General features: G+C 71.3%; 16 protein-coding genes. 8 read left to right on the top strand and 8 right to left on the bottom strand.

Features of this window, described 5'->3' with window-relative positions:
• Positions 1-95: 95 nt before the first annotated feature.
• Positions 96-1,397 carry a histidinol dehydrogenase gene (gene hisD, locus ACFQBR_RS02270; RefSeq protein WP_267945784.1) on the bottom strand — a complete coding sequence of 434 codons (1,302 nt, stop codon included), beginning with the start codon at positions 1,395-1,397 and terminating at the stop codon, positions 96-98.
• A 248-nt stretch (positions 1,398-1,645) separates the two neighbouring features.
• Between hisD and ACFQBR_RS02265 the strand changes: the two genes are divergently transcribed.
• The 4 genes from ACFQBR_RS02265 to ACFQBR_RS02250 all read left to right on the top strand — a co-directional run bounded on the left by ACFQBR_RS02265 (position 1,646) and on the right by ACFQBR_RS02250 (position 5,923).
• Positions 1,646-2,206 (top strand): ferritin, encoded by a 561-nt coding sequence (locus tag ACFQBR_RS02265; RefSeq protein ID WP_267945785.1) that lies wholly within the window; start codon positions 1,646-1,648, stop codon positions 2,204-2,206.
• Between the two features lie 239 nt (positions 2,207-2,445).
• On the top strand, positions 2,446-3,222 hold the full coding sequence (locus ACFQBR_RS02260; protein ID WP_267945786.1) for an LON peptidase substrate-binding domain-containing protein: 777 nt from the start codon (positions 2,446-2,448) through the stop codon (positions 3,220-3,222).
• Positions 3,223-3,423: 201 nt separating this feature from the next.
• Positions 3,424-3,909, top strand: a complete 486-nt coding sequence (gene ybaK, locus ACFQBR_RS02255; protein ID WP_267945787.1) for a Cys-tRNA(Pro) deacylase — start codon at positions 3,424-3,426, stop codon at positions 3,907-3,909.
• 154 nt (positions 3,910-4,063) lie between these two features.
• Positions 4,064-5,923, top strand: coding sequence for an AMP-dependent synthetase/ligase (locus tag ACFQBR_RS02250; RefSeq protein ID WP_344180826.1), 1,860 nt, complete (start codon positions 4,064-4,066; stop codon positions 5,921-5,923).
• A gap of 18 nt (positions 5,924-5,941) precedes the next feature.
• On the opposite strand, the gene ACFQBR_RS02245 is transcribed toward ACFQBR_RS02250, so the two are convergent.
• On the bottom strand, positions 5,942-6,652 hold the full coding sequence (locus ACFQBR_RS02245; RefSeq protein ID WP_344180824.1) for a hypothetical protein: 711 nt from the start codon (positions 6,650-6,652) through the stop codon (positions 5,942-5,944).
• A gap of 83 nt (positions 6,653-6,735) precedes the next feature.
• Between ACFQBR_RS02245 and ACFQBR_RS02240 the strand changes: the two genes are divergently transcribed.
• A complete protein-coding gene (locus tag ACFQBR_RS02240) occupies positions 6,736-7,266 on the top strand; it encodes a DinB family protein (RefSeq protein ID WP_267945790.1) in 531 nt (176 codons plus the stop codon).
• Positions 7,267-7,379: 113 nt separating this feature from the next.
• On the top strand, positions 7,380-7,913 hold the full coding sequence (locus ACFQBR_RS02235) for a DinB family protein (RefSeq protein ID WP_344180822.1): 534 nt from the start codon (positions 7,380-7,382) through the stop codon (positions 7,911-7,913).
• Between the two features lie 85 nt (positions 7,914-7,998).
• Here the strand turns inward: ACFQBR_RS02235 and ACFQBR_RS02230 are convergent, their stop codons facing one another.
• From ACFQBR_RS02230 to ACFQBR_RS02215, 4 genes are all read right to left on the bottom strand, one after another.
• Entirely contained in the window at positions 7,999-8,808 is an 810-nt protein-coding gene (locus tag ACFQBR_RS02230) for a PadR family transcriptional regulator (protein WP_344180820.1), read from the bottom strand.
• Positions 8,809-8,958: 150 nt separating this feature from the next.
• Entirely contained in the window at positions 8,959-12,522 is a 3,564-nt protein-coding gene (gene dnaE, locus ACFQBR_RS02225; RefSeq protein WP_344180818.1) for a DNA polymerase III subunit alpha, read from the bottom strand.
• Positions 12,523-13,078: 556 nt separating this feature from the next.
• Positions 13,079-13,276, bottom strand: coding sequence for a DUF397 domain-containing protein (locus tag ACFQBR_RS02220; protein WP_344180816.1), 198 nt, complete (start codon positions 13,274-13,276; stop codon positions 13,079-13,081).
• Positions 13,273-14,154: a helix-turn-helix domain-containing protein gene (locus ACFQBR_RS02215; RefSeq protein ID WP_344180814.1), complete on the bottom strand. Its 882-nt coding sequence runs from the start codon at positions 14,152-14,154 to the stop codon at positions 13,273-13,275. The genes ACFQBR_RS02220 and ACFQBR_RS02215 overlap by 4 nt, the downstream gene beginning before the upstream one ends.
• Positions 14,155-14,428: 274 nt before the next feature.
• On the opposite strand from ACFQBR_RS02215, the gene ACFQBR_RS02210 reads away from it, so the two are divergent.
• Positions 14,429-14,737, top strand: a complete 309-nt coding sequence (locus ACFQBR_RS02210; protein WP_344180812.1) for a hypothetical protein — start codon at positions 14,429-14,431, stop codon at positions 14,735-14,737.
• 30 nt (positions 14,738-14,767) lie between these two features.
• On the opposite strand, the gene ACFQBR_RS02205 is transcribed toward ACFQBR_RS02210, so the two are convergent.
• On the bottom strand, positions 14,768-15,631 hold the full coding sequence (locus tag ACFQBR_RS02205; RefSeq protein ID WP_344180810.1) for a hypothetical protein: 864 nt from the start codon (positions 15,629-15,631) through the stop codon (positions 14,768-14,770).
• Positions 15,632-15,859: 228 nt separating this feature from the next.
• Between ACFQBR_RS02205 and ACFQBR_RS02200 the strand changes: the two genes are divergently transcribed.
• Positions 15,860-17,164 (top strand): endonuclease/exonuclease/phosphatase family protein, encoded by a 1,305-nt coding sequence (locus ACFQBR_RS02200; protein WP_378551856.1) that lies wholly within the window; start codon positions 15,860-15,862, stop codon positions 17,162-17,164.
• 46 nt (positions 17,165-17,210) lie between these two features.
• On the opposite strand, the gene ACFQBR_RS02195 is transcribed toward ACFQBR_RS02200, so the two are convergent.
• Positions 17,211-17,561 (bottom strand): chorismate mutase, encoded by a 351-nt coding sequence (locus tag ACFQBR_RS02195; RefSeq protein WP_344180808.1) that lies wholly within the window; start codon positions 17,559-17,561, stop codon positions 17,211-17,213.
• Between the last annotated feature and the right edge of the window lie 26 nt (positions 17,562-17,587).

Here is a 17,587-nt window from a genome sequence, read left to right as displayed (position 1 = left end):
GGTCGGTTGTGGGCGGGCGGGTGTGCGGGGCTCCCGCGGCCTGTGCGGCCGCGCGGTCCCCCTGTCCCCTCCCGCCGGGCGGTCGGCCGCAGGGCTCAGGCCGTCACCGGGTTCGTGCGCGCGGCGACGGCCTCGCCGTGCGCGGGCAGGTCCTCGGCGTCGGCCAGGGTGATGACGTGGTGGGCGACGTCGGCCAGCGCGTCGCGGTCGTAGTCCACGATGTGCACCCCGCGCAGGAAGGTCTGCACGCTCAGGCCGCCGGAGTGGCAGGCGCAGCCGCCGGTGGGCAGCACGTGGTTGGACCCGGCCGCGTAGTCGCCGAGGGAGACCGGTGAGAAGTCGCCGACGAAGACAGCCCCCGCGTTGCGCACGCGCGCGGCCCGCGCGGGGGCGTCCACGGTCATGATCTCCAGGTGCTCGGCGGCGTAGGCGTCCACGACCGCGAGCCCGTGTTCGAGGTCGTCCACCAGGACGATGCCGGACTGCGGACCGGACAGGGCCTCGCGGACGCGGCCGCTGTGCTTGGTGGCGGCGACGCGCCGCTCCAGGTGCCCGGTGACGGCGTCGGCGAGCGCCTCGTCCGGGGTGACCAGGACCGAGGCCGCGACGACGTCGTGCTCGGCCTGGCTGACGAGGTCGGCCGCGACGTAGTCGGCGTTGGCGGTGGAGTCCGCCAGGATCGCGATCTCGGTGGGGCCCGCCTCGGCGTCGATGCCGATGACGCCCTTGAGCAGGCGCTTGGCCGCAGCCACCCAGATGTTGCCCGGACCGGTGACCATGTCGGCGCGCCGGCACCCCTCGGCGCCGTAGGCGAACATGGCGATGGCCTGGGCGCCGCCGACCGCGTAGACCTCGTCCACGCCCAGCAGGGCGCACGCGGCGAGGATGGTCGGGTGCGGCAGCCCGCCGAAGTCGCTCTGCGGCGGTGAGGTGACCGCCAGGGAGCGCACCCCCGCCTCCTGGGCGGGGACGACGTTCATGATGACGCTGGAGGGGTAGACGGCCCGGCCGCCCGGCACGTAGAGGCCGACGCGGTCGACCGGGATCCACTTCTCGGTGACGGTGCCGCCCGGGACGACCTGGGTGGTGTGGTCGGAGCGGCGCTGGTCCCGGTGGACCTTGCGGACGCGGCGGATCGACTCCTCCAGCGCGGCGCGCACGGCCGGGTCGAGACCGGTCAGGGCCCCCTCGATCGCCTCGGCGGGCACGCGGATGTCGGTGAGCCGGACGCCGTCGAAGCGCTCGGTGAGCTCGATCAGCGCCTCGGTCCCCCGATGGCGCACGTCCTCGCAGATGGGACGTACGCGGTCGGCGGCGGCCGCCACGTCCAGTTCCGCGCGCGGAAGGGCTTCGCGCGGGTCGCCTTGGGTGCCTCGGAGGTCGATTCGACTGATCACGGGCCCAGTCTAGGGGGCCTCGCGCATTCGGTGGGCTGCGGCGTCCGGATGATGGACACCACACCTTCGCGACCGGCGGGTACGCGATCGCGGCGACCCGGGCCGACAACCACCGCAAATACCGCGAATAAGTGTCGCCTAACTTTGGGACACCTAACCTAATTTGACTTCAGAAAGGCTTGCCTAACAATGAGCGACACGTTTTGGCGCGTTTCGTAAAACTCTTATCGATGAGTTATCGTAGGGCCATGACTTCGAACAAGAGCAGCGATATCGGCCTTTCCAAGTTCCACCGCCTCCTGGTCGACCAGGTACGGCACGAGTTCACGGCCTCGCACCAGTACGTCGCCATCGCCGCCTGGTTCGACGACCAGGACCTGCCCCAGCTGGCGCGGGTCTTCTACGAGCAGTCCCTGGAGGAGAGGGACCACGCGATGATGATCGTGCGGTTCCTTCTCGACAGCGACATCCAGTTCGCGCTCCCCTCCGTGGACGAGATCGAGACCGATTTCTCCACCCCCCGCGACCTGGTCGCCCTGGCCCTTCGCCAGGAGCGCGAGGTGACCGACCAGTTCCAGAGACTGGCCAAGGTCGCCCGCGACGAGGACGACTACACGGGCGAGCAGTTCCTCCAGTGGTTCATCCAGGAGCAGACCGAGGAGGTCGCCAAGATGTCGACGCTCCTCAACGTGGTGGACCGCGCCCAGGGCAACCTGTTCGACGTGGAGACCTTCGTGGCCCGCGACATGCCCAGCGAGGACAACGGGAGCCAGGGCGCTCCCGGCACCGCGGGCCCCGCGGTCTCCTGACCGGCGCGGCCCTCCGGCCACGCGGCCGCCCGGTGGGCGGCCGCCTCCCGTGCGGCCCGGGGCCCGGACGCCCGTTCCCGAGGGGGGAGCCGGGAGCCGGCCCCGGGCCGTACGCGCGCCCGGACGCGTTCCGGTGTTCGGCCGAGGCCGAGCCGGGATTCCCCCGGGCCGTACGCGCGCCCGGACGCGCCGACCCGCGCGACGCCGTCGCCCCGCCGGGAGGGAGGCATACTGGGGGCATGCCCGTGGCACTGCCGATCTTCCCGTTGAACACCGTCCTGTTCCCCGGTATGACCGTTCCCCTGCACGTCTTCGAGCGGCGGTACCGGGCCCTGGTCTCGGAGCTGCTCGGCCCCGCCCTCGCCCAGAGCGAGGTGACCGGGCACGACCGGGGACCGCGCCGGTTCGGCGTGGTGTGGATCGAGCTGGGACACGAGGTGGCCGCCGAGTCGGGCCAGGGCGCGGGCGGGGCCGACACCGGGGTGCCGACGATCGGCGGTCCGGGGACCTCGCTCCCCAGGGTGGCCGCCACCGGCTGCACAGCCCTGCTGCGCAACGTGCGCACCTACGACGACGGGCGCTACGACCTGGTGGTCGAGGGGGGCGCCCGGTTCGCGGTCACCGACCTGGCCGAGGTGGACGCCTCCTCCCCCGAGGTGTACTCGACCGCCTCGGTGTCGTTCCTGCCCGAGCCCCTGGGTCCTGACGCCGACGAGCACGCCGAGCACGTACGGGACCTGTTCGGGACCTACTCCCAGCGGTTGGCGTCGATCGGGATGTCGCCGGACTCCGCGCCGGAACTGCCCAAGGACCCCATCGCCCTGTCGTACTCCGTGGCCGCGTCGGTCGTGCTGGACCAGTCCGAGAAGCAGCGGATGCTGGAGGCGGAGGACGCCGCGACACGGCTGGCGGTGGCGGCCAGGTTCCTGCGCCGGGAGAACCGCATCGTGGCGGCCCCCACCCTCCCCAACCTGCCCGCGGGCCCCTTCCTCAGCAACGGCGTCTCCTTCAACTGACCCGGGGCGGGGCGATCCGCACCCCGCCACCGGGGCCCGCCCCTCCCCGCAGGTCCCCTCGTGGGGCGCGCGGGTCCGGGTCTAGCCTGCTGTACGGACAGGTGCGGCCGGCGCGGCCCGCCCGGGACCGGCCCGGACGCTTCGCGCGGACCGTCGACGCACATCCGCGCGCTCGCGCGCAGACAGGAACCAGGAATTCCGATGAGCGGAAAAGCCACACCCGCGACCGTGGCCGCCGGGCGGACCAAGACCACCTACACCCTGCACCCCTACGAGGTGGACGGCGGCTCGGAGGGGAGCTCCTACGGCGCCGACGCCGCCGACGCGCTCGGGGTGCCCCGCGAGCACGTCTTCAAGACTCTGATCGCCGAGGTGGACGGGGTGTTCACGGTGGGGGTCGTCCCGGTGAGCACCTCGCTCGACCTCAAGGCGCTCGCCGCCGCGGTCGGCGGCAAGAAGGCCGCCATGGCCGACCCCGACAGGGCCGAGAGGATCACCGGCTACGTCAGGGGCGGGATCAGCCCGCTGGGCCAGCGCAAGCGGCTGCGGACGGTGATCGACTCCTCGGTGACGGACCTGGCCTCCGTCTACGTCTCGGCGGGGAGGCGCGGCCTGCAGATGGAGCTGCGCCCGAACGACCTGATCGCGCTCACCGAGGCGGTCACCGCCCCGATCTGCGCCGGCTGACACCGGTCCGGCCACGGGCGGCGGCCGGCGCGGGGGCGGGGCGCGGCGACGCACCGCAGCGGACTGCCACGTTCCCTCCCCGCCGGGGCCGACGTCCGGGAAGGCCCGCGGAGGGGCTGTTGCCGGGCTACCTACCCGAGGGTAGCTTTGTGAAATGGGCAACACATCCCCCTTCTCCTCCGTTCCCGGTATGTTCACCCACCGCGTCGCCGAGTCCGGTGACGCCGTGGCGTTCAGCCATCCCGTCCCCGACCCGAGCGGCGCTCCCGAGAAGTGGGAGACCCTCACCTGGTCCCAGACCCTCGACCGCGTGCGCGACCTCGCGCTGGGCCTGCACTCCCTGGGAGTGACCTCCCAGGCGCGGTGCGCCATCGCCTCCGGCACCCGGATGGAGTGGATCCTCGCCGACCTGGCCATCCTCTGCGCCGGCGGCGCCTCCACCACCGTCTACCCCTCCAGCACCCCGCCCGACTGCGCCTACATCCTCTCCGACTCCGGCAGCATGGTGGTCTTCGCCGAGGACGCCGCACAGGTCGCCAAGCTCGTCGACCAGCGGGCGCAGATCCCCGGCGTGTCCAAGGTGGTCGTCTTCGACGGCGACGGGGACGGCGACTGGGTCATCACCCTGGACGAGCTGTCCGCCCTGGGCGCGGAGCTCCGGGAGGAGAGACCCGGCCTGTTCGACGCACTCGTCGCGGCGGTCCGGCCCGACCACCTGGCCACCCTCATCTACACCTCCGGCAGCACCGGAAGGCCCAAGGGCGTGCGCCTGGACCACTCCAACTGGCTGTACGAGGCCCAGGCGGTCCAGGACCTGGACGAGGAGCTGCGCGGGCAGGGCTGGGAGATGCTCACCCCCGACGACGTCCAGTACCTGTGGCTGCCCCTGTCCCACGTCTTCGGCAAGCTCATGCAGGTCAGCCAGTTGCGGATCGGTTTCAGGACCGCCGTGGACGGCCGGGTGGACAAGATCGTGGACAACCTGGCGATCGTGCAGCCCACCTTCATGGCGGCCGCGCCGCGCATCTTCGAGAAGGTGTACAACCGGGTCGTCATGCAGGCCGCGGAGGGCGGCGCCGCCAAGTACCGGATCTTCCGGTGGGCCGCGGGGGTCGCGGACCGGGTCGCCCGCGAGAAGGAGGAGGGGCGGACGCCCACCGGCCTGTTGGCCGTCCAGCACCGGGTGGCGGACCGGCTCGTGTTCTCCAGGCTGCGGGCGCGCTTCGGGGAGCGCCTCAAGTTCTTCGTCTCCGGCAGCGCCCCGCTCTCCCCCGAGATCGGCCGGTTCTTCTACGGGGCCGGAATCCTCATCCTGGAGGGCTACGGCCTCACCGAGACCAGTGCGGGCACGTTCCTCAACCGGCCGGGTTCGGTCCGGTTCGGCACCGTGGGCCTGCCCATGCCCGGCACGGAGGTCAAGCTCGCCGAGGACGGCGAGATCCTCATCCGCGGCGGGTGCGTGATGCGCGGCTACCACAACCTGTCCGGCGCCACCGAGGAGGCGCTCGGCCCGGACGGATGGTTCGCCACCGGCGACATCGGCGTCCTGGAGGGCGGACACCTGCGGATCACCGACCGCAAGAAGGAGCTCATCAAGACGTCCGGCGGCAAGTACGTCGCGCCGCAGGGGATCGAGAGCCGCTTCAAGGCGCTGTGCCCCTACGTGAGCAACCTGGTCGTGCACGGCGACAGGCGCCCCTACTGCACCGCGCTGGTGGCCCTGGACCCCGAGGCCGTCGGCGTGTGGGCGGCCGAGAACGGACTGGGCCACCTCGACTACACGGCACTGACCGCGGAGCCCCGGGTGCGGCAGATGGTCCAGGAGGCCGTCGACGAGCTGAACAGGGGTCTGCCCCGGCACGAGACGGTCAAGAGGTTCACCGTCCTCCCCCACGACCTGACCGTGGAGGAGGGCGAGATCACCCCCAGTCTCAAGATGAGGCGGAGGACGATCGAGGCCAAGTACCGGCACCTCCTCGACGCCATGTACGAGGACTCGGTCCGGCCCCTCTGAGGCGCACGCGGCCGGGGGTCAGCGCCCGGTGCCCTCCGGTCCGGACGGGTCGCGTTCGACCGCGACCGGCGCACCGCGGGCGGGGGGCGCCGGGGGCCGACCGCCGTCCTGCGGCGTCCGGTCCCCGCCCTCCTGCCCGACGGCCCCCTCCGCCGCCCCCTCGGGCGGCGCGGGAGGGGGCGGGGGGACGCCGGGCAGGTCGCGGCGCACGATGCTGACCGCGTCGAGCAGGCCGTACTGGAGCACGAACACGAAGGGCCAGGCCACCAGGAACGCGGTCGCGTCCAGGTGGAGCCCGGTCACGACCGTCGCGCCGGACTCCGCCGCCCCGACGGCGGCGTGGACCCCGCCGTCCAGTGCCACCCCGACGCGCCAGGTGAGCAGGGCGCCCGCGACCGCGCCCAGGAAACCCGCGACCAGGACGGCCAGGCGCAGGTCCTGGAGGCGTCGCCGGGCCAGCGGGAACTGGACCATGTAGGCCGCGTACCCGGTGGCCAGGCCGGCGAGCGCGGTCATGACGACGAAGTAGCCCTCACCGGCGAACACGTCCTCGGTGGTGCCGGTGAAGACCTGCCCGTCGCCCAGCGCGGTGCCCTCCGCGCGGGGCGCGAACTGCCACCACACCAGGCCCAGCAGCGCGCCCAGCAGAACCAGGGCCCCGAAGACGCACGCCCCCACGGCCAGCTGTCGTAGCGGCGCCGCCCCGTCCGCGCGGTTCTGCTCCGTCATCTCCCCAACTCTCCTCACCCCGTCCCGGTCCCACCCCGGAAAACCAGTGGATACAGGGCATAGCCGGAACGGAGAATACCGGCATGAGCGACGAGAACAGCCCTCCGGCCGCACCCGCGCCCCGGCGTGTCGATCCTCCCCTGGCGGCCGACGAGCGCACCATGCTCACCAGTTATCTGGACAGGCAGCGCGCCACGGTCCACCTCAAGTGCGCCGGTCTGGCCTCGGAGCTGTCGGGGGCGGCTCCCCTCCCCACCTCTCCGCTGATGACCGCGGGCGGCCTCGTGTCCCATCTGCGGTGGGTGGAGGCGTTCTGGTTCGAGGTGGTGATGCTCAACCAGGCCGACCGGGCGCCGTACTCGCTGGAGGACCCGGACGCCGAGTTCCGCGTCGGCGCCGAGCTGCCGCTCACGGGGCTGCTCGACGACTACGCGGCCCAGTGCGCGCGCTCGCGCGAGATCACCGCGAGGCTGGAGCTGGGGGCGTCGGCCCGCCGTTCGCGGCCGCAGCCGACCCTGCGCTGGGTGCTCCTGCACATGATCGAGGAGACCGCCCGCCACAACGGGCACCTGGACGTCCTGCGCGAACTCGCCGACGGCGTGACCGGGCAGTAGGACAGGGCCGGGGCGCGCCCCCGGAGCCCACCCCGTCCCCGGTCACCCGAACCGGGGCCGGCGCCTCCGGAAATGCGCTGGCGCGCGAGGGGCGCCGACCGGACAATACGGGGATGAACGACGAGAACGTCCCCCTGACCGCCCCCGGCCGCGTCGATCCGCCCATGGCGGCCGACGAACGCACCATGCTCACGACGTGGCTGGAGTGGCACCGCGCCACGGTGCACGCCAAGTGCGTGGGCCTGTCCCCCGGGCACGCCTCCGCCACCCCGCTTCCGACGTCGCCGCTGATGAGCGTCGGCGCCGTGGTCTCGCACCTGCGCTGGGTGGAGCACGCCTGGTTCGAGAAGCTCCTGATGGGCCTGCCCGAGAACGGGCACGCGACCCCCGGGGACCCCGACGCCGAGTGGCGGCGCGGCAGTGAGCTCCCCCTGTCCCTGCTGCTCGACGAGTACGAGGAGCAGTGCGCGCGCTCGCGCGAGATCACCGCGGGGCTCGACCTGGACGCGGTGGCCGCCACCGCCCGGAAGGACGAGGAGCCCACCACCCTGCGCTGGGTCCTGGTGCACATGATCGAGGAGACCGCCCGCCACAACGGGCACCTGGACCTGCTGCGCGAACTCGCCGACGGGGTGACCGGCGAGTAGTGCGGGGCCGGGGCCGGACCGCGGAGGGCCCGTGCCGACCGCTGGAAACCCAGGGTCGTGTCCACGGGCCCCCGGCGTCCCCGGCTCAGAGGCCGGCGTCCTCCCCGGGGTCCGGCTCCGGGGCGGTGTCCTCCTCGGCCAGGATCAGGTAGAGGTTGCGCCGCGCCTCGGCCAGGAGCCGCTTGGCGCGGTCCAGCTGGTCGTCGGTGCCCGCCTGGGCGACCTGGGCGGCGGCCGCCGCCAGCTGGTACGCCAGGCCGCCGATCTCCTCGTAGCGGGACCGGCTGTCCGCATGGGCGTCCGCACCCGCCTCCCAGGGCGGGGTGAGCCCGGCGCCGTTCTCGTCCAGGTAGGCGATGCCCTCCTCGGTGAGCCGGTAGGGGCGGCGGCGCCCCTCCCCCTCCTCCTGTGCGACCAGGCCCTCGTCCTCCAGCTGCTGGAGCATCGGGTAGACGGACCCGGGGCTGGGCCGCCACATGCCGCCGCTGCGGTCGCGGCCCTCGCGGATGATCTCGTAGCCGCTGCGCGGCTCCTCGGCGATGAGCAGCAGGATGCCGGTGCGGACGTCGCCGCGCCGGGCCCGGCGCCCGTCGCCGCGACCGCCCCGGTGGCCGCCGGGACCGTGCCCGAAACCGCCGAACGGGCCCCCGAAGGGGACTCCCGCCCCTCCCCAGGGTCCGCCTCCCGGCGGGACTCCGGGAGGCGGCGGGGGCGGCGGCGGTCCGAACTGCGCCCGGTCGCCGCCGTGCTCGTGTCCGTACTCGTGCGGGTGGGGGTGCGGGTGGGGGCCCTGGTGTGCGTCGGCCGGGTGCCGGTCCCAGGGACGCCGCGCACGCTCGGAGCGTCCGCCGCGTGCGTTCCAGGACCAGGGGCCGGGAAGTGCCATGGCGCTCATGCTGTTCTCCTTCTATCGATACAGAGAGACTGTCTACTCTGTTCTGATAGCTCAAAGATATATCGTTAACTCTCTTCCGGCAAGTCCCGGACACAGAAGAATCCCCGTGGGCCGCACAGCGCGGCTCACGGGGATCCTGGTCGCTCGGGGTCAGTAGTCGACCGCGTACGCCCCCAGCAGGCTCTTCACCTCGCCGTTGAACTCCGGGGAGATCCGCACCGAGTAGCGGTCCACGGCGTAGATCCTCGACCGGACCGGGTTGTCCACCCTGATCCGCACCGGCGTCGCCCCCTGGTGGCTGGCCAGCACCTGGCGCAGGTCGACGACCAGGTCCGGGGTGAGGCGCTTCTCGTCCACGGTCAGCAGCACCGGCGGCTCACCCTCGGTGATGTGCGAGATGTCCAGGATCGACATCTCCGAGGCGAACATCGACCACGTGCCGTCCCGGTCGTTCAGGCGGCCCTTGACCGTGACCGCCGTGTCCTCCAGCAGGGCCTCCACGTACAGGGGGTAGGTCTTGGGGAAGAACAGCACCTCCATGGAGGCGTCCAGGTCCTCCACCGTGGCGATGGCCCACTGGTTGCCCGCCTTGTTGGTGCGCTTGTCCACCTTGGAGATCAGGCCGGAGATCCGCACCTCACCGCGTTCGCGGCCCAGGTCACCGGCGACGATCTGCGCGATGGACGTGTCCCGCGACCGCGCCAGGACGCGCTCCGCCCCCGCCAGCGGGTGGCTGGACACGTACAGGCCCAGCATCTCCCGCTCGAACGCCAGCTTGGTCTTGCGGTCCCACTCCTCGTCCCCCCAGTTGATGTTGAGGCCGATAGGGGTGGAGTCGCCGCCCTCCTCCGCACCGCCGAACAGGTCGAACTGGCCGTGCGCCTCCTGCTTCTTGGAGCTGATCATGCCGTCGACCGCGGTCTCGTGGTGGCGGTACAGCTCACGCCGCGGCTGGCCGAGCGAGTCGAACCCGCCCGCCTTGATCAGCGACTCGATGACCCTCTTGTTGCAGGCCGCCAGCTCGATCTTGGCCAGGAAGTCGGTGAAGGACGTGTACTTGCCCTTCTCCGTGCGGGTCTTGACGATGGAGTTGACCACGTTGGCGCCGACGTTGCGGACCGCGCCCATGCCGAAGCGGATGTCCTTGCCCACCGGTGTGAAGCGCAGACCCGACTCGTTGACGTCCGGGGGGAGCACCTTGATGCCCTGTGCCCGGCACTCCGCCAGGTAGACCGCCATCTTGTCCTTGTCGTCACCCACGGACGTGAGCAGCGCCGCCATGTAGGCAGCGGGGTAGTTGGCCTTGAGGTAGGCGGTCCAGTAGGAGACGAGCCCGTACCCGGCGGTGTGTGACTTGTTGAACGCGTAGCCGGAGAAGGGAAGCATGACGTCCCACAGGGCCTGGATGGCCTCCTGTGAGAAGCCCCGCTCTTTGGCCCCCTCGAAGAACTTGACCTCCTCCTTCTCCAGGGCCTCCTTCTTCTTCTTGCCCATCGCGCGGCGCATGAGGTCGGCGCCGCCCAGCGTGTAGCCGGCCAGCTGCTGGGCGATGGCCATGACCTGCTCCTGATAGACGAGCAGGTGGAAGGTCTCTCCCAGAATCGGCTCCAGGGCGTCCTTCAGCTCCGGGTGGATCGGGGTGACGTCCTGGCGCCCGTTCGACCGGTCGGCGTAGTCGTTGTGCGCGTTCGCGGCCATCGGACCGGGACGGTACAGGGCGAGTACAGCGGCGATGTCACCGAACTTCTTCGGTTCCATCCGCTTGAGCAGGTTGCGCATCGCGCCGCCGTCCAGCTGGAACACGCCCAGGGTGTCACCGCGTGCGAGGAGCTTGTAGGCCTTGGGGTCATCCAGGGGGAGCGTGGGGAGATCGATGTCGATCCCGTCGGCCTCCTTGATGTTCTTGACCGCGTCGTCGATGACCGTCAGGTTGCGCAGGCCCAGGAAGTCCATCTTGAGCAGGCCCATCTCCTCGCACTGAGGAAAAGGGAATCCCGTGATGATGGCCCCGTCGTTGTCCCGCTTGTGCAGCGGAATGACGTCGAGCAGGGGCTCCTTGGACAGGATGACGCCCGCCGCGTGCACGCCGGTGCCGCGGGTCAGTCCCTCGATGCCGCGCGCGGTCTCCATCACCTTGGCGACCTGGGGGTCGTTGTCGACCAGGCTGCGGAGCTCGGTGGTCTCGCCGTACCGCTCGTGCTCGGTGTTGAACACCGCTTCGAGCGGGATCTCCTTGCCTCCGACCGCGGCCGGGAACGCCTTGGTGATCTGGTCGCCCACCGAGTAGGGCATGCCCAGGATACGGGTGGAGTCCTTGATCGCGGCCTTGGCCTTGATGGTGCCGAAGGTGAGGATCTGCGCGGTGGACTCCTCGCCGTACAGCCGCGTGACGTACTCGATCATCTCCCCGCGCCGACGCTCGTCGAAGTCCAGGTCGACATCGGGCATGGACACGCGCTCGGGGTTGAGGAACCGCTCGAACAGGAGGCTGTGCTCGATCGGGTCGAGATCGGTGATGCCCAGGATGTAGGCGATCATCGACCCGGTGGCGGACCCACGTCCAGGCCCCAGGGCGATCTTGCTCTTGCGCGCGTACTGGCAGATGTCGGCGACCACGAGGAAGTAGGCGGGGAAGCCCATCTCGTTGATGATGCCCAGCTCGTACTGGATCCGTTTGTGGACCTCCTCGTCAGCGCCGCCCGGGAAACGGGTGGGGATGAGCCGCTCCACCTCCTTGGCCAGCCAGGAGGCCTGCGTCTCGCCGTCGGGCACGGGGAAGACCGGCATCAGGTCGCGTTCGGCGAAAACGTTGTCGTAGGCGTTGGGATCGACGCGCTCGGCGATGAGCAGGGTGTTCTTGCACCCCTGCTTCCACTCGTCGAAGTCGAGGATGCCGCGCATCTCGTCGGCGGTCTTGAGGTAGTAGCCCGAGCCGTTGAACCGGAACCGGGTGGGATCGTCCAGGTTCTTGCCCACGCCCACCGCCAGCAGGGCGTCGTGCGCCGCCGCCTGGTTCTCGTACACGTAGTGGGAGTCGTTGGTGACCAGCGGCGGGATGTTCAGCTCGCGGCCGACCTTGAGGAGGCCGTCGCGGACCTCCTTCTCGATGCTCACACCGTGGTCCATCAGCTCCAGGAAGACGTTGTCCCGGCCGAAGATGTCCTGGAGGCCGGCAGCGTACTCGATGGCCTCCTTCTCCTGGCCCAGCCGCAGCCGTGTCTGCACGCCGCCGGACGGGCAGCCCGTGGAGACGATGATGCCCTCGTTGTACTCCTGCATGAGCTCCAGGTCCATGCGGGGCTTCATGTAGTAGCCCTCCATGGACGCCAGCGAGGACATCCGGAAGAGGTTGCGCAGCCCGGTCTCGTTCTGCGCCAGCATCGTCATGTGGAGGTAGCGGCCGCCGCCGGAGATGTCCTTGCCGCCCTCGGAGGACACGTCGTCCGACCCGCTGGAGCGACCCCAGAACACACGCTTCTTGTGGAACCGCGACTCGGGCGCCACGTACGCCTCGATGCCGATGATCGGCGTGACCCCGGTCCCCTTGGACTGCTGGTAGAACTCGTAGGCGCCGAACATGTTGCCGTGGTCGGTCATGGCGACCGCCGGCATCCCCAGCCTCGCCGCCTCCTTGAAGAGGGGCTTCAGCTTCGCGGCCCCATCGAGCATGGAGTACTCGGTGTGGACGTGCAGATGTGCGAAGGAGTCGGCCATGGTTCGGGTGCCCCCATGAGGGTCGTAGGTCGGGTGGTATCTCCCGAGCCTACGACTTTCCCACGACGCTCGTGCCCCCCTGTGGACAACCGCGCCCCGGGCATGGGAACTGCCCGGGGCACGTCCTGTCAGGTGTTGGGTCCACCCGGACACTGGCAGTCCGACTGGTGCTCATCACAGTCTCGGCAGACTTCTCCAGAAGCTCTCATAGGAAACCCATCCAATTCTCAGGTCGGGTGAGGTTCGCCATGAAGGTCGGCCCCACAGGTCCACAGTCGGATCACCGTGAGGGCGTAGGAAGATTCGTACTCACGGCTGCCGTAACGATGCCCGGGCGAGAAGCGGCGGACACCGGCGAACCGCTCACAATGAGGGATCCGAGAACACGGTCGAGCACAGGGGTTTCGGGCGTTTCGGCCGCCTGCTCACAGGACGGCTGTGACCGGAACCCCCGCTCCGGCCCCGCGTCCCCGATGGCTGACATGAGCCTCCTGGGAAAACCGACGCAGACCGTCCGACGGCCGCATGTCTCCGGTCACCGGGGTATCGGAAGGGGTCAGCTCCGCCCGGCGGACCGGAGGAAGGCTCTCCACTCCCCTGAGCCGAAGGAGAAGTGGCCCAGCCCGGGGTTCTGGGAGTCCCGCAGGTGCATGTGGCGGCCGGTCTCGGCAACCTCCACGCAGTTACCGCCCTGGGCACTGCTGTACGAGGACTTCCACCACTGCGGCTCCGTGGTGAAGGGGGTCTCGCTCATGCATCTCCCATGTACTTCTTGATCATGTCGACCGAACACGACGGGGGCAGCGCCGCACCGCAGAGAGCAAGGAAGCGCAACCGGGCCGGCCGCACCTCGTCGGTCACCATGGTGATCGACGCGTTGCCCGGGCCCTCAACGTACAGGGCGGATTCCCCCTCCGGCAGATCGAGAATCGAGTGCGAACCGTCGATCGCCGGATGTCCACCTGCCTCGAACGGCATGACAAGCAGGTTCACCCTTGGCTGGCTCGCTGCCTCTATCAGTCGTTGCATCTGCTGTGCCATCACGGCGGCCGTACCGATACGGCGCCTGAACACCGCTTCGTCCACCACGAAGAACAGGTGGGGAGGTTGCTGCCGGTCGAGAATCTTCTGCCGCCGCATGCGTGCGGCCACGAGCCCGGCTATCTCCGTTTCACGCGGTGCGGGGAAGAGGCACTCGGTCAGCGACTGAGCATACGCCTCCGTCTGGAGCAGTCCTGGGACGGTCTGAGCGTCATAACTGTGAATCACCGTAGCTTCCGCTTCAAGGACCGCGTAGGGCCTGAACCATGGCGGATACAGGTCGTTGGCGCTCTCCAGCAGGGGCAGTATCCGGCTCAGGGCGCCCCCGGTGTTCAGCGCCTCGTCGCAGCACTCGGTGAACCGGGAGGTGACCTTGTCCCCCTCCCGGCTCTCCACCGGCGAGCGCTTGGCGGTCTCCACCATGGAGACCATGGACTTCGAGTACGGGATGAGTTCTGCGAGCTGGGCCTGGGTCAGCCCGGCGGCCTCGCGGTGACGCTTGAGCTCGGTGGCGTAGTACCTCAGAGCCAGTGAAGCCGGGCGCTGCTCGGCCTCGGGCTCCTCTTCCGGGACGAGGTGCAGGTCGGTCATGCGAACGCTCCGGAGTGGGCGAGGGGAGAACGAACGGTGCCGACCAGCAGAAGTCAGCTTGCCCAGCGTAGTTCCGCACTCACCACCGGTGGAGGCTTTCCACTGACCTGGTTCGGCCACGAGGTCCACAGTCGTTCGCGCCCCGGTCACAGCGGACCGTTCCCAGGCCACTCCGAACCACAGGGCCCTCCGGCATGTGGGACACGAAGCCACAGCTCGCACCGTGAACAGGAATCAGTAGCACAGGGCGGACACCGGGATCCAGGCTCAAAGCATGCAGAACACCACCGCGGTTCCGATCCTGTCCCCGGTCCTGGCCCCCGGAGCCCTGCGCGCCGAGGCCGAGCTCAAGGCGGCCGAGGCGGCGCCCCGCCGATTCGCCGTGTGTGCCATGGACTACGACGAGTCCGACGCGGTCGTCCTCGCCTGGGGCCAGGCGTTCCGCAACGGCCGCGTCACCCTCGTCGGCGACGCGGTACCGGTCCGGGACACCTTCTCCGCCGTCAGGTCCGCCCTGCGCGTGTGCCGAGCACTGGGTGCCCCGCTGCACGTCGCCTGGGTGGATCCCGAACCGGAGGGGTAGCGGTCGTTCCGGGTCGGACCCGTCCCTTGCTCAGGCGTCGCGGACGCGGCCGGCGAGGGCGCGCAGCCAGGGCTCCCGGAAGCCGGGCTCGCCCGCCAGGACCCGGCGGAAGCGCTCCCTGGCCTCGGGGGTGCGCCCGTACCTGTGCAGGGCGACCGCGCTGCCGAGGGCCGCGCGGGCCTCCTCGTCCCGCCGGGGCACGGTCACACCCGGATCCGCCCAGCGGTGGCGCCGGAAGGAGTCCTCGGCCTTGGGCTGGGTGTTGCCCAGATAGCCCCACAGCCAACCGGAGACGGACACGTTGCGCACCGCGCGGGCGGGAAGCTCCTCCACCCAGTCGGCGTGCTGCTGCCAGCGCCAGGTCTTCGGGCTCGTCTTCCCCCTGGCGGTGACCCCCAGGTAGCGGACCTTCGTCCGGATCACGTTCCAGGCGGCGCGCTCGTCGTCGATCCAGTCCCGCAGCTCCCGGTGGAGGTTCCCGAAGGTGGAGCCCGCGGCGACCAGGTCGACGAGGACCACGGGGCGTTTGCGGCCCGCCAGCCCCGCCGGGGACAGTCCCGCGTCGGCCAGGTTGACGCGCAGCTGCCGCCGCTCCCGCGGGGTGGTCCCGCGCCCCTCGTACCCGTAGAGGGACAGCGGCAGCCGGTTCAGGCGCTCGGCGTCGGCCGTCCCCGCGAGGACCCCGCCCAGCAGGTCGTACAGGCTGTCGGGCGAACGGCCCACGAAGAACAGGTCCCCGTCGGCGCTGCGCGCGACGACCTTCGCCGCGCAGTCGGTGAGTTCGGCGGCGTAGCCGGGGTCGTACTCCTCGGACCCGTCTCCGACGAGGGACCCCAGCCGGTCGCCGCCGGCCACGTTCCAGCGGAAGGGGCGGTTCGGTTCGATCTGGTCCATGGCCCCATGGAACCAACCGCCGACCGTGTCGCCAAGGGCTTTTCCGGGTGCCGGGGCCCAGGACCCGCGCCACCCGCGCCACCCGCGCCACCCGCGCCACCCGCGCCACCCGCGCCACCCGCGCCCGGTGGACGGCCCGGGTCCGCCTCCGGTTCACCCCCGCCTGTTACCCTCCCGCGGTCGGGGTGGCGGCACCGCCCCCCGCTCCCCCGGTGAGAGGATGCCTCCATGCCCCCGTCCGTGAACCGCGACGCCCGGCCCGGTCCCCCGGACCGCCCGGCCCGACGCCGCGTGGCCTCCACCGCCACGCTCGTCCTCGCGGCGTCGGCCCTGGTGGCGGCGCCCGCCGCCGCGGCGGAGTCGCCGTCCGTCCCCGGGCCGCCCGGCCCGCACCAGGTCAGGTTCGCGACGTTCAACACCGCCCTCGAGCGCCCCGAGCAGGGTGCGCTCGCGGCCGAGCTCGCCACCCCGGACAGCGAGCAGGCCCGCAACGTCGCGGAGATCATCCAGCACGTGCGGCCCGACGTGCTCCTCGTCAACGAGTTCGACCACGACGAGGAGGGCGAGGGCGCCCGCCTGTTCCAGGACAACTACCTCTCCGTCGGCCAGAACGACGCCGAGGCCATCGACTACCCGTACGTGTACACCGCCCCGGTCAACACGGGCGTGCCCTCCGGCGCGGACCTCGACGGGGACGGCCGGGCGGTGACGGAGCCCGGGACCCCCGGCTATGCCGAGGACGCGTTCGGCTACGGCGCCTTCCCCGGACAGTACGGGATGGTCGTGTACTCGATGTACCCGATCGTCACCGAGCGGGTGCGCACCTTCCAGACCTTCCGCTGGGCGGACATGCCGGACGCGCTGCTGCCCACCGACCCGGCGACCGGCGGGCCCTACTACTCCGACGAGGCGCTGGAGGTCCTCCGCCTCTCGTCCAAGAGCCACTGGGACATCCCGGTCGACACGGGGAGGGGGCGTCCGATCCACCTCCTGGCCAGCCACCCCACGCCGCCGGCCTTCGACGGGCCCGAGAGGCGCAACGTCCTGCGCAACCACGACGAGATCCGCTTCTGGGCCGACTACGTCACCCCGCGCGCGGGCTCCTACATCTACGACGACGAGGGCCGGCGCGGCGGCCTGCCGGTCGGCGCCCCCTTCGTCGTCGCGGGCGACCTGAACGCCGATCCCGACGACGGGACCAGCCACCCCGGCGCGATCGCCCGCCTCCTGGAGCACCCGGGGATCACCGACCCCCGCCCCGCCAGCCAGGGCGGCAGGGGCGCCGCCCAGCGCCAGGGCGGTGCCAACGAGGGCCACGCGGGCGACCCCGGCCTCGACAGCGCCGACTTCACGGACGAGCCGGGGCCGGGGAACCTGCGCGTGGACTACGTGCTGCCCTCCCGCACCGTCCCGGTCCGCGGGTCGGGGGTGTTCTGGCCGACCGTGGACGACAGCCTCTTCCGCCTGACCGGCGACTACCCGTTCCCGAGCTCCGACCACCGCCTGGTCTGGGTGGACCTGCTCCGTCCCTGAGCCGCCGCCCCGGGCGCGGGCGTCCGGGGCGGGCGGCCCCGCCCGCTCACGCCCGGGGGGAGTCCGCCCTCCGGGCCCCCGCCTCCTCCTCGGCCGCGGAGAGCCCGGCGCTGATGACGCTGTCCATGATCTCGGCGATCCGGTCGGGGCCCAGGCGCGGGGCGTGGCGGGCCATCCGTTCGACCAGCGCCCGCTCACGGCCCGTGTCGCGGCCGGCGAAGTACCCGACCGGCTTGAGCCTCTGCACCTGGGCGGCGACCAGCGCCCGCCGTTCGAGGAGCGCGGCCAGCTCGGCGTCCAGGCGGTCGATGCGCCCGCGCAGGAGGGCGATCTGCTCCTCCGGCGCGGTCGGGGGGACGGCGGGCGCGGGCTCGGGGGTGGCGGACGGGTGGTTCACGGTGGCCTCCGACGGGATGCGTCCAC

The sequence above is a fragment of the Nocardiopsis tropica genome, assembly GCF_042660575.1.
In the GTDB taxonomy this organism is placed as follows: domain Bacteria; phylum Actinomycetota; class Actinomycetes; order Streptosporangiales; family Streptosporangiaceae; genus Nocardiopsis; species Nocardiopsis tropica.
This window is presented reverse-complemented; position numbering and strand designations above follow the sequence as displayed.

Excerpts from the sequence above, each read along its gene's own strand:
- ACFQBR_RS02265 (WP_267945785.1), top strand. The coding sequence starts at position 1,646 with ATGACTTCGAACAAGAGCAGCGATATCGGCCTTTCCAAGTTCCACCGC.
- ACFQBR_RS02260 (WP_267945786.1), top strand. The coding sequence starts at position 2,446 with ATGCCCGTGGCACTGCCGATCTTCCCGTTGAACACCGTCCTGTTCCCC.
- ybaK (WP_267945787.1), top strand. The coding sequence starts at position 3,424 with ATGAGCGGAAAAGCCACACCCGCGACCGTGGCCGCCGGGCGGACCAAG.
- ACFQBR_RS02250 (WP_344180826.1), top strand. The coding sequence starts at position 4,064 with ATGGGCAACACATCCCCCTTCTCCTCCGTTCCCGGTATGTTCACCCAC.
- ACFQBR_RS02245 (WP_344180824.1), bottom strand. The coding sequence starts at position 6,652 with ATGACGGAGCAGAACCGCGCGGACGGGGCGGCGCCGCTACGACAGCTG.
- ACFQBR_RS02240 (WP_267945790.1), top strand. The coding sequence starts at position 6,736 with ATGAGCGACGAGAACAGCCCTCCGGCCGCACCCGCGCCCCGGCGTGTC.
- ACFQBR_RS02235 (WP_344180822.1), top strand. The coding sequence starts at position 7,380 with ATGAACGACGAGAACGTCCCCCTGACCGCCCCCGGCCGCGTCGATCCG.
- ACFQBR_RS02230 (WP_344180820.1), bottom strand. The coding sequence starts at position 8,808 with ATGAGCGCCATGGCACTTCCCGGCCCCTGGTCCTGGAACGCACGCGGC.
- dnaE (WP_344180818.1), bottom strand. The coding sequence starts at position 12,522 with ATGGCCGACTCCTTCGCACATCTGCACGTCCACACCGAGTACTCCATG.
- ACFQBR_RS02220 (WP_344180816.1), bottom strand. The coding sequence starts at position 13,276 with ATGAGCGAGACCCCCTTCACCACGGAGCCGCAGTGGTGGAAGTCCTCG.
- ACFQBR_RS02215 (WP_344180814.1), bottom strand. The coding sequence starts at position 14,154 with ATGACCGACCTGCACCTCGTCCCGGAAGAGGAGCCCGAGGCCGAGCAG.
- ACFQBR_RS02210 (WP_344180812.1), top strand. The coding sequence starts at position 14,429 with ATGCAGAACACCACCGCGGTTCCGATCCTGTCCCCGGTCCTGGCCCCC.
- ACFQBR_RS02205 (WP_344180810.1), bottom strand. The coding sequence starts at position 15,631 with ATGGACCAGATCGAACCGAACCGCCCCTTCCGCTGGAACGTGGCCGGC.
- ACFQBR_RS02200 (WP_378551856.1), top strand. The coding sequence starts at position 15,860 with ATGCCCCCGTCCGTGAACCGCGACGCCCGGCCCGGTCCCCCGGACCGC.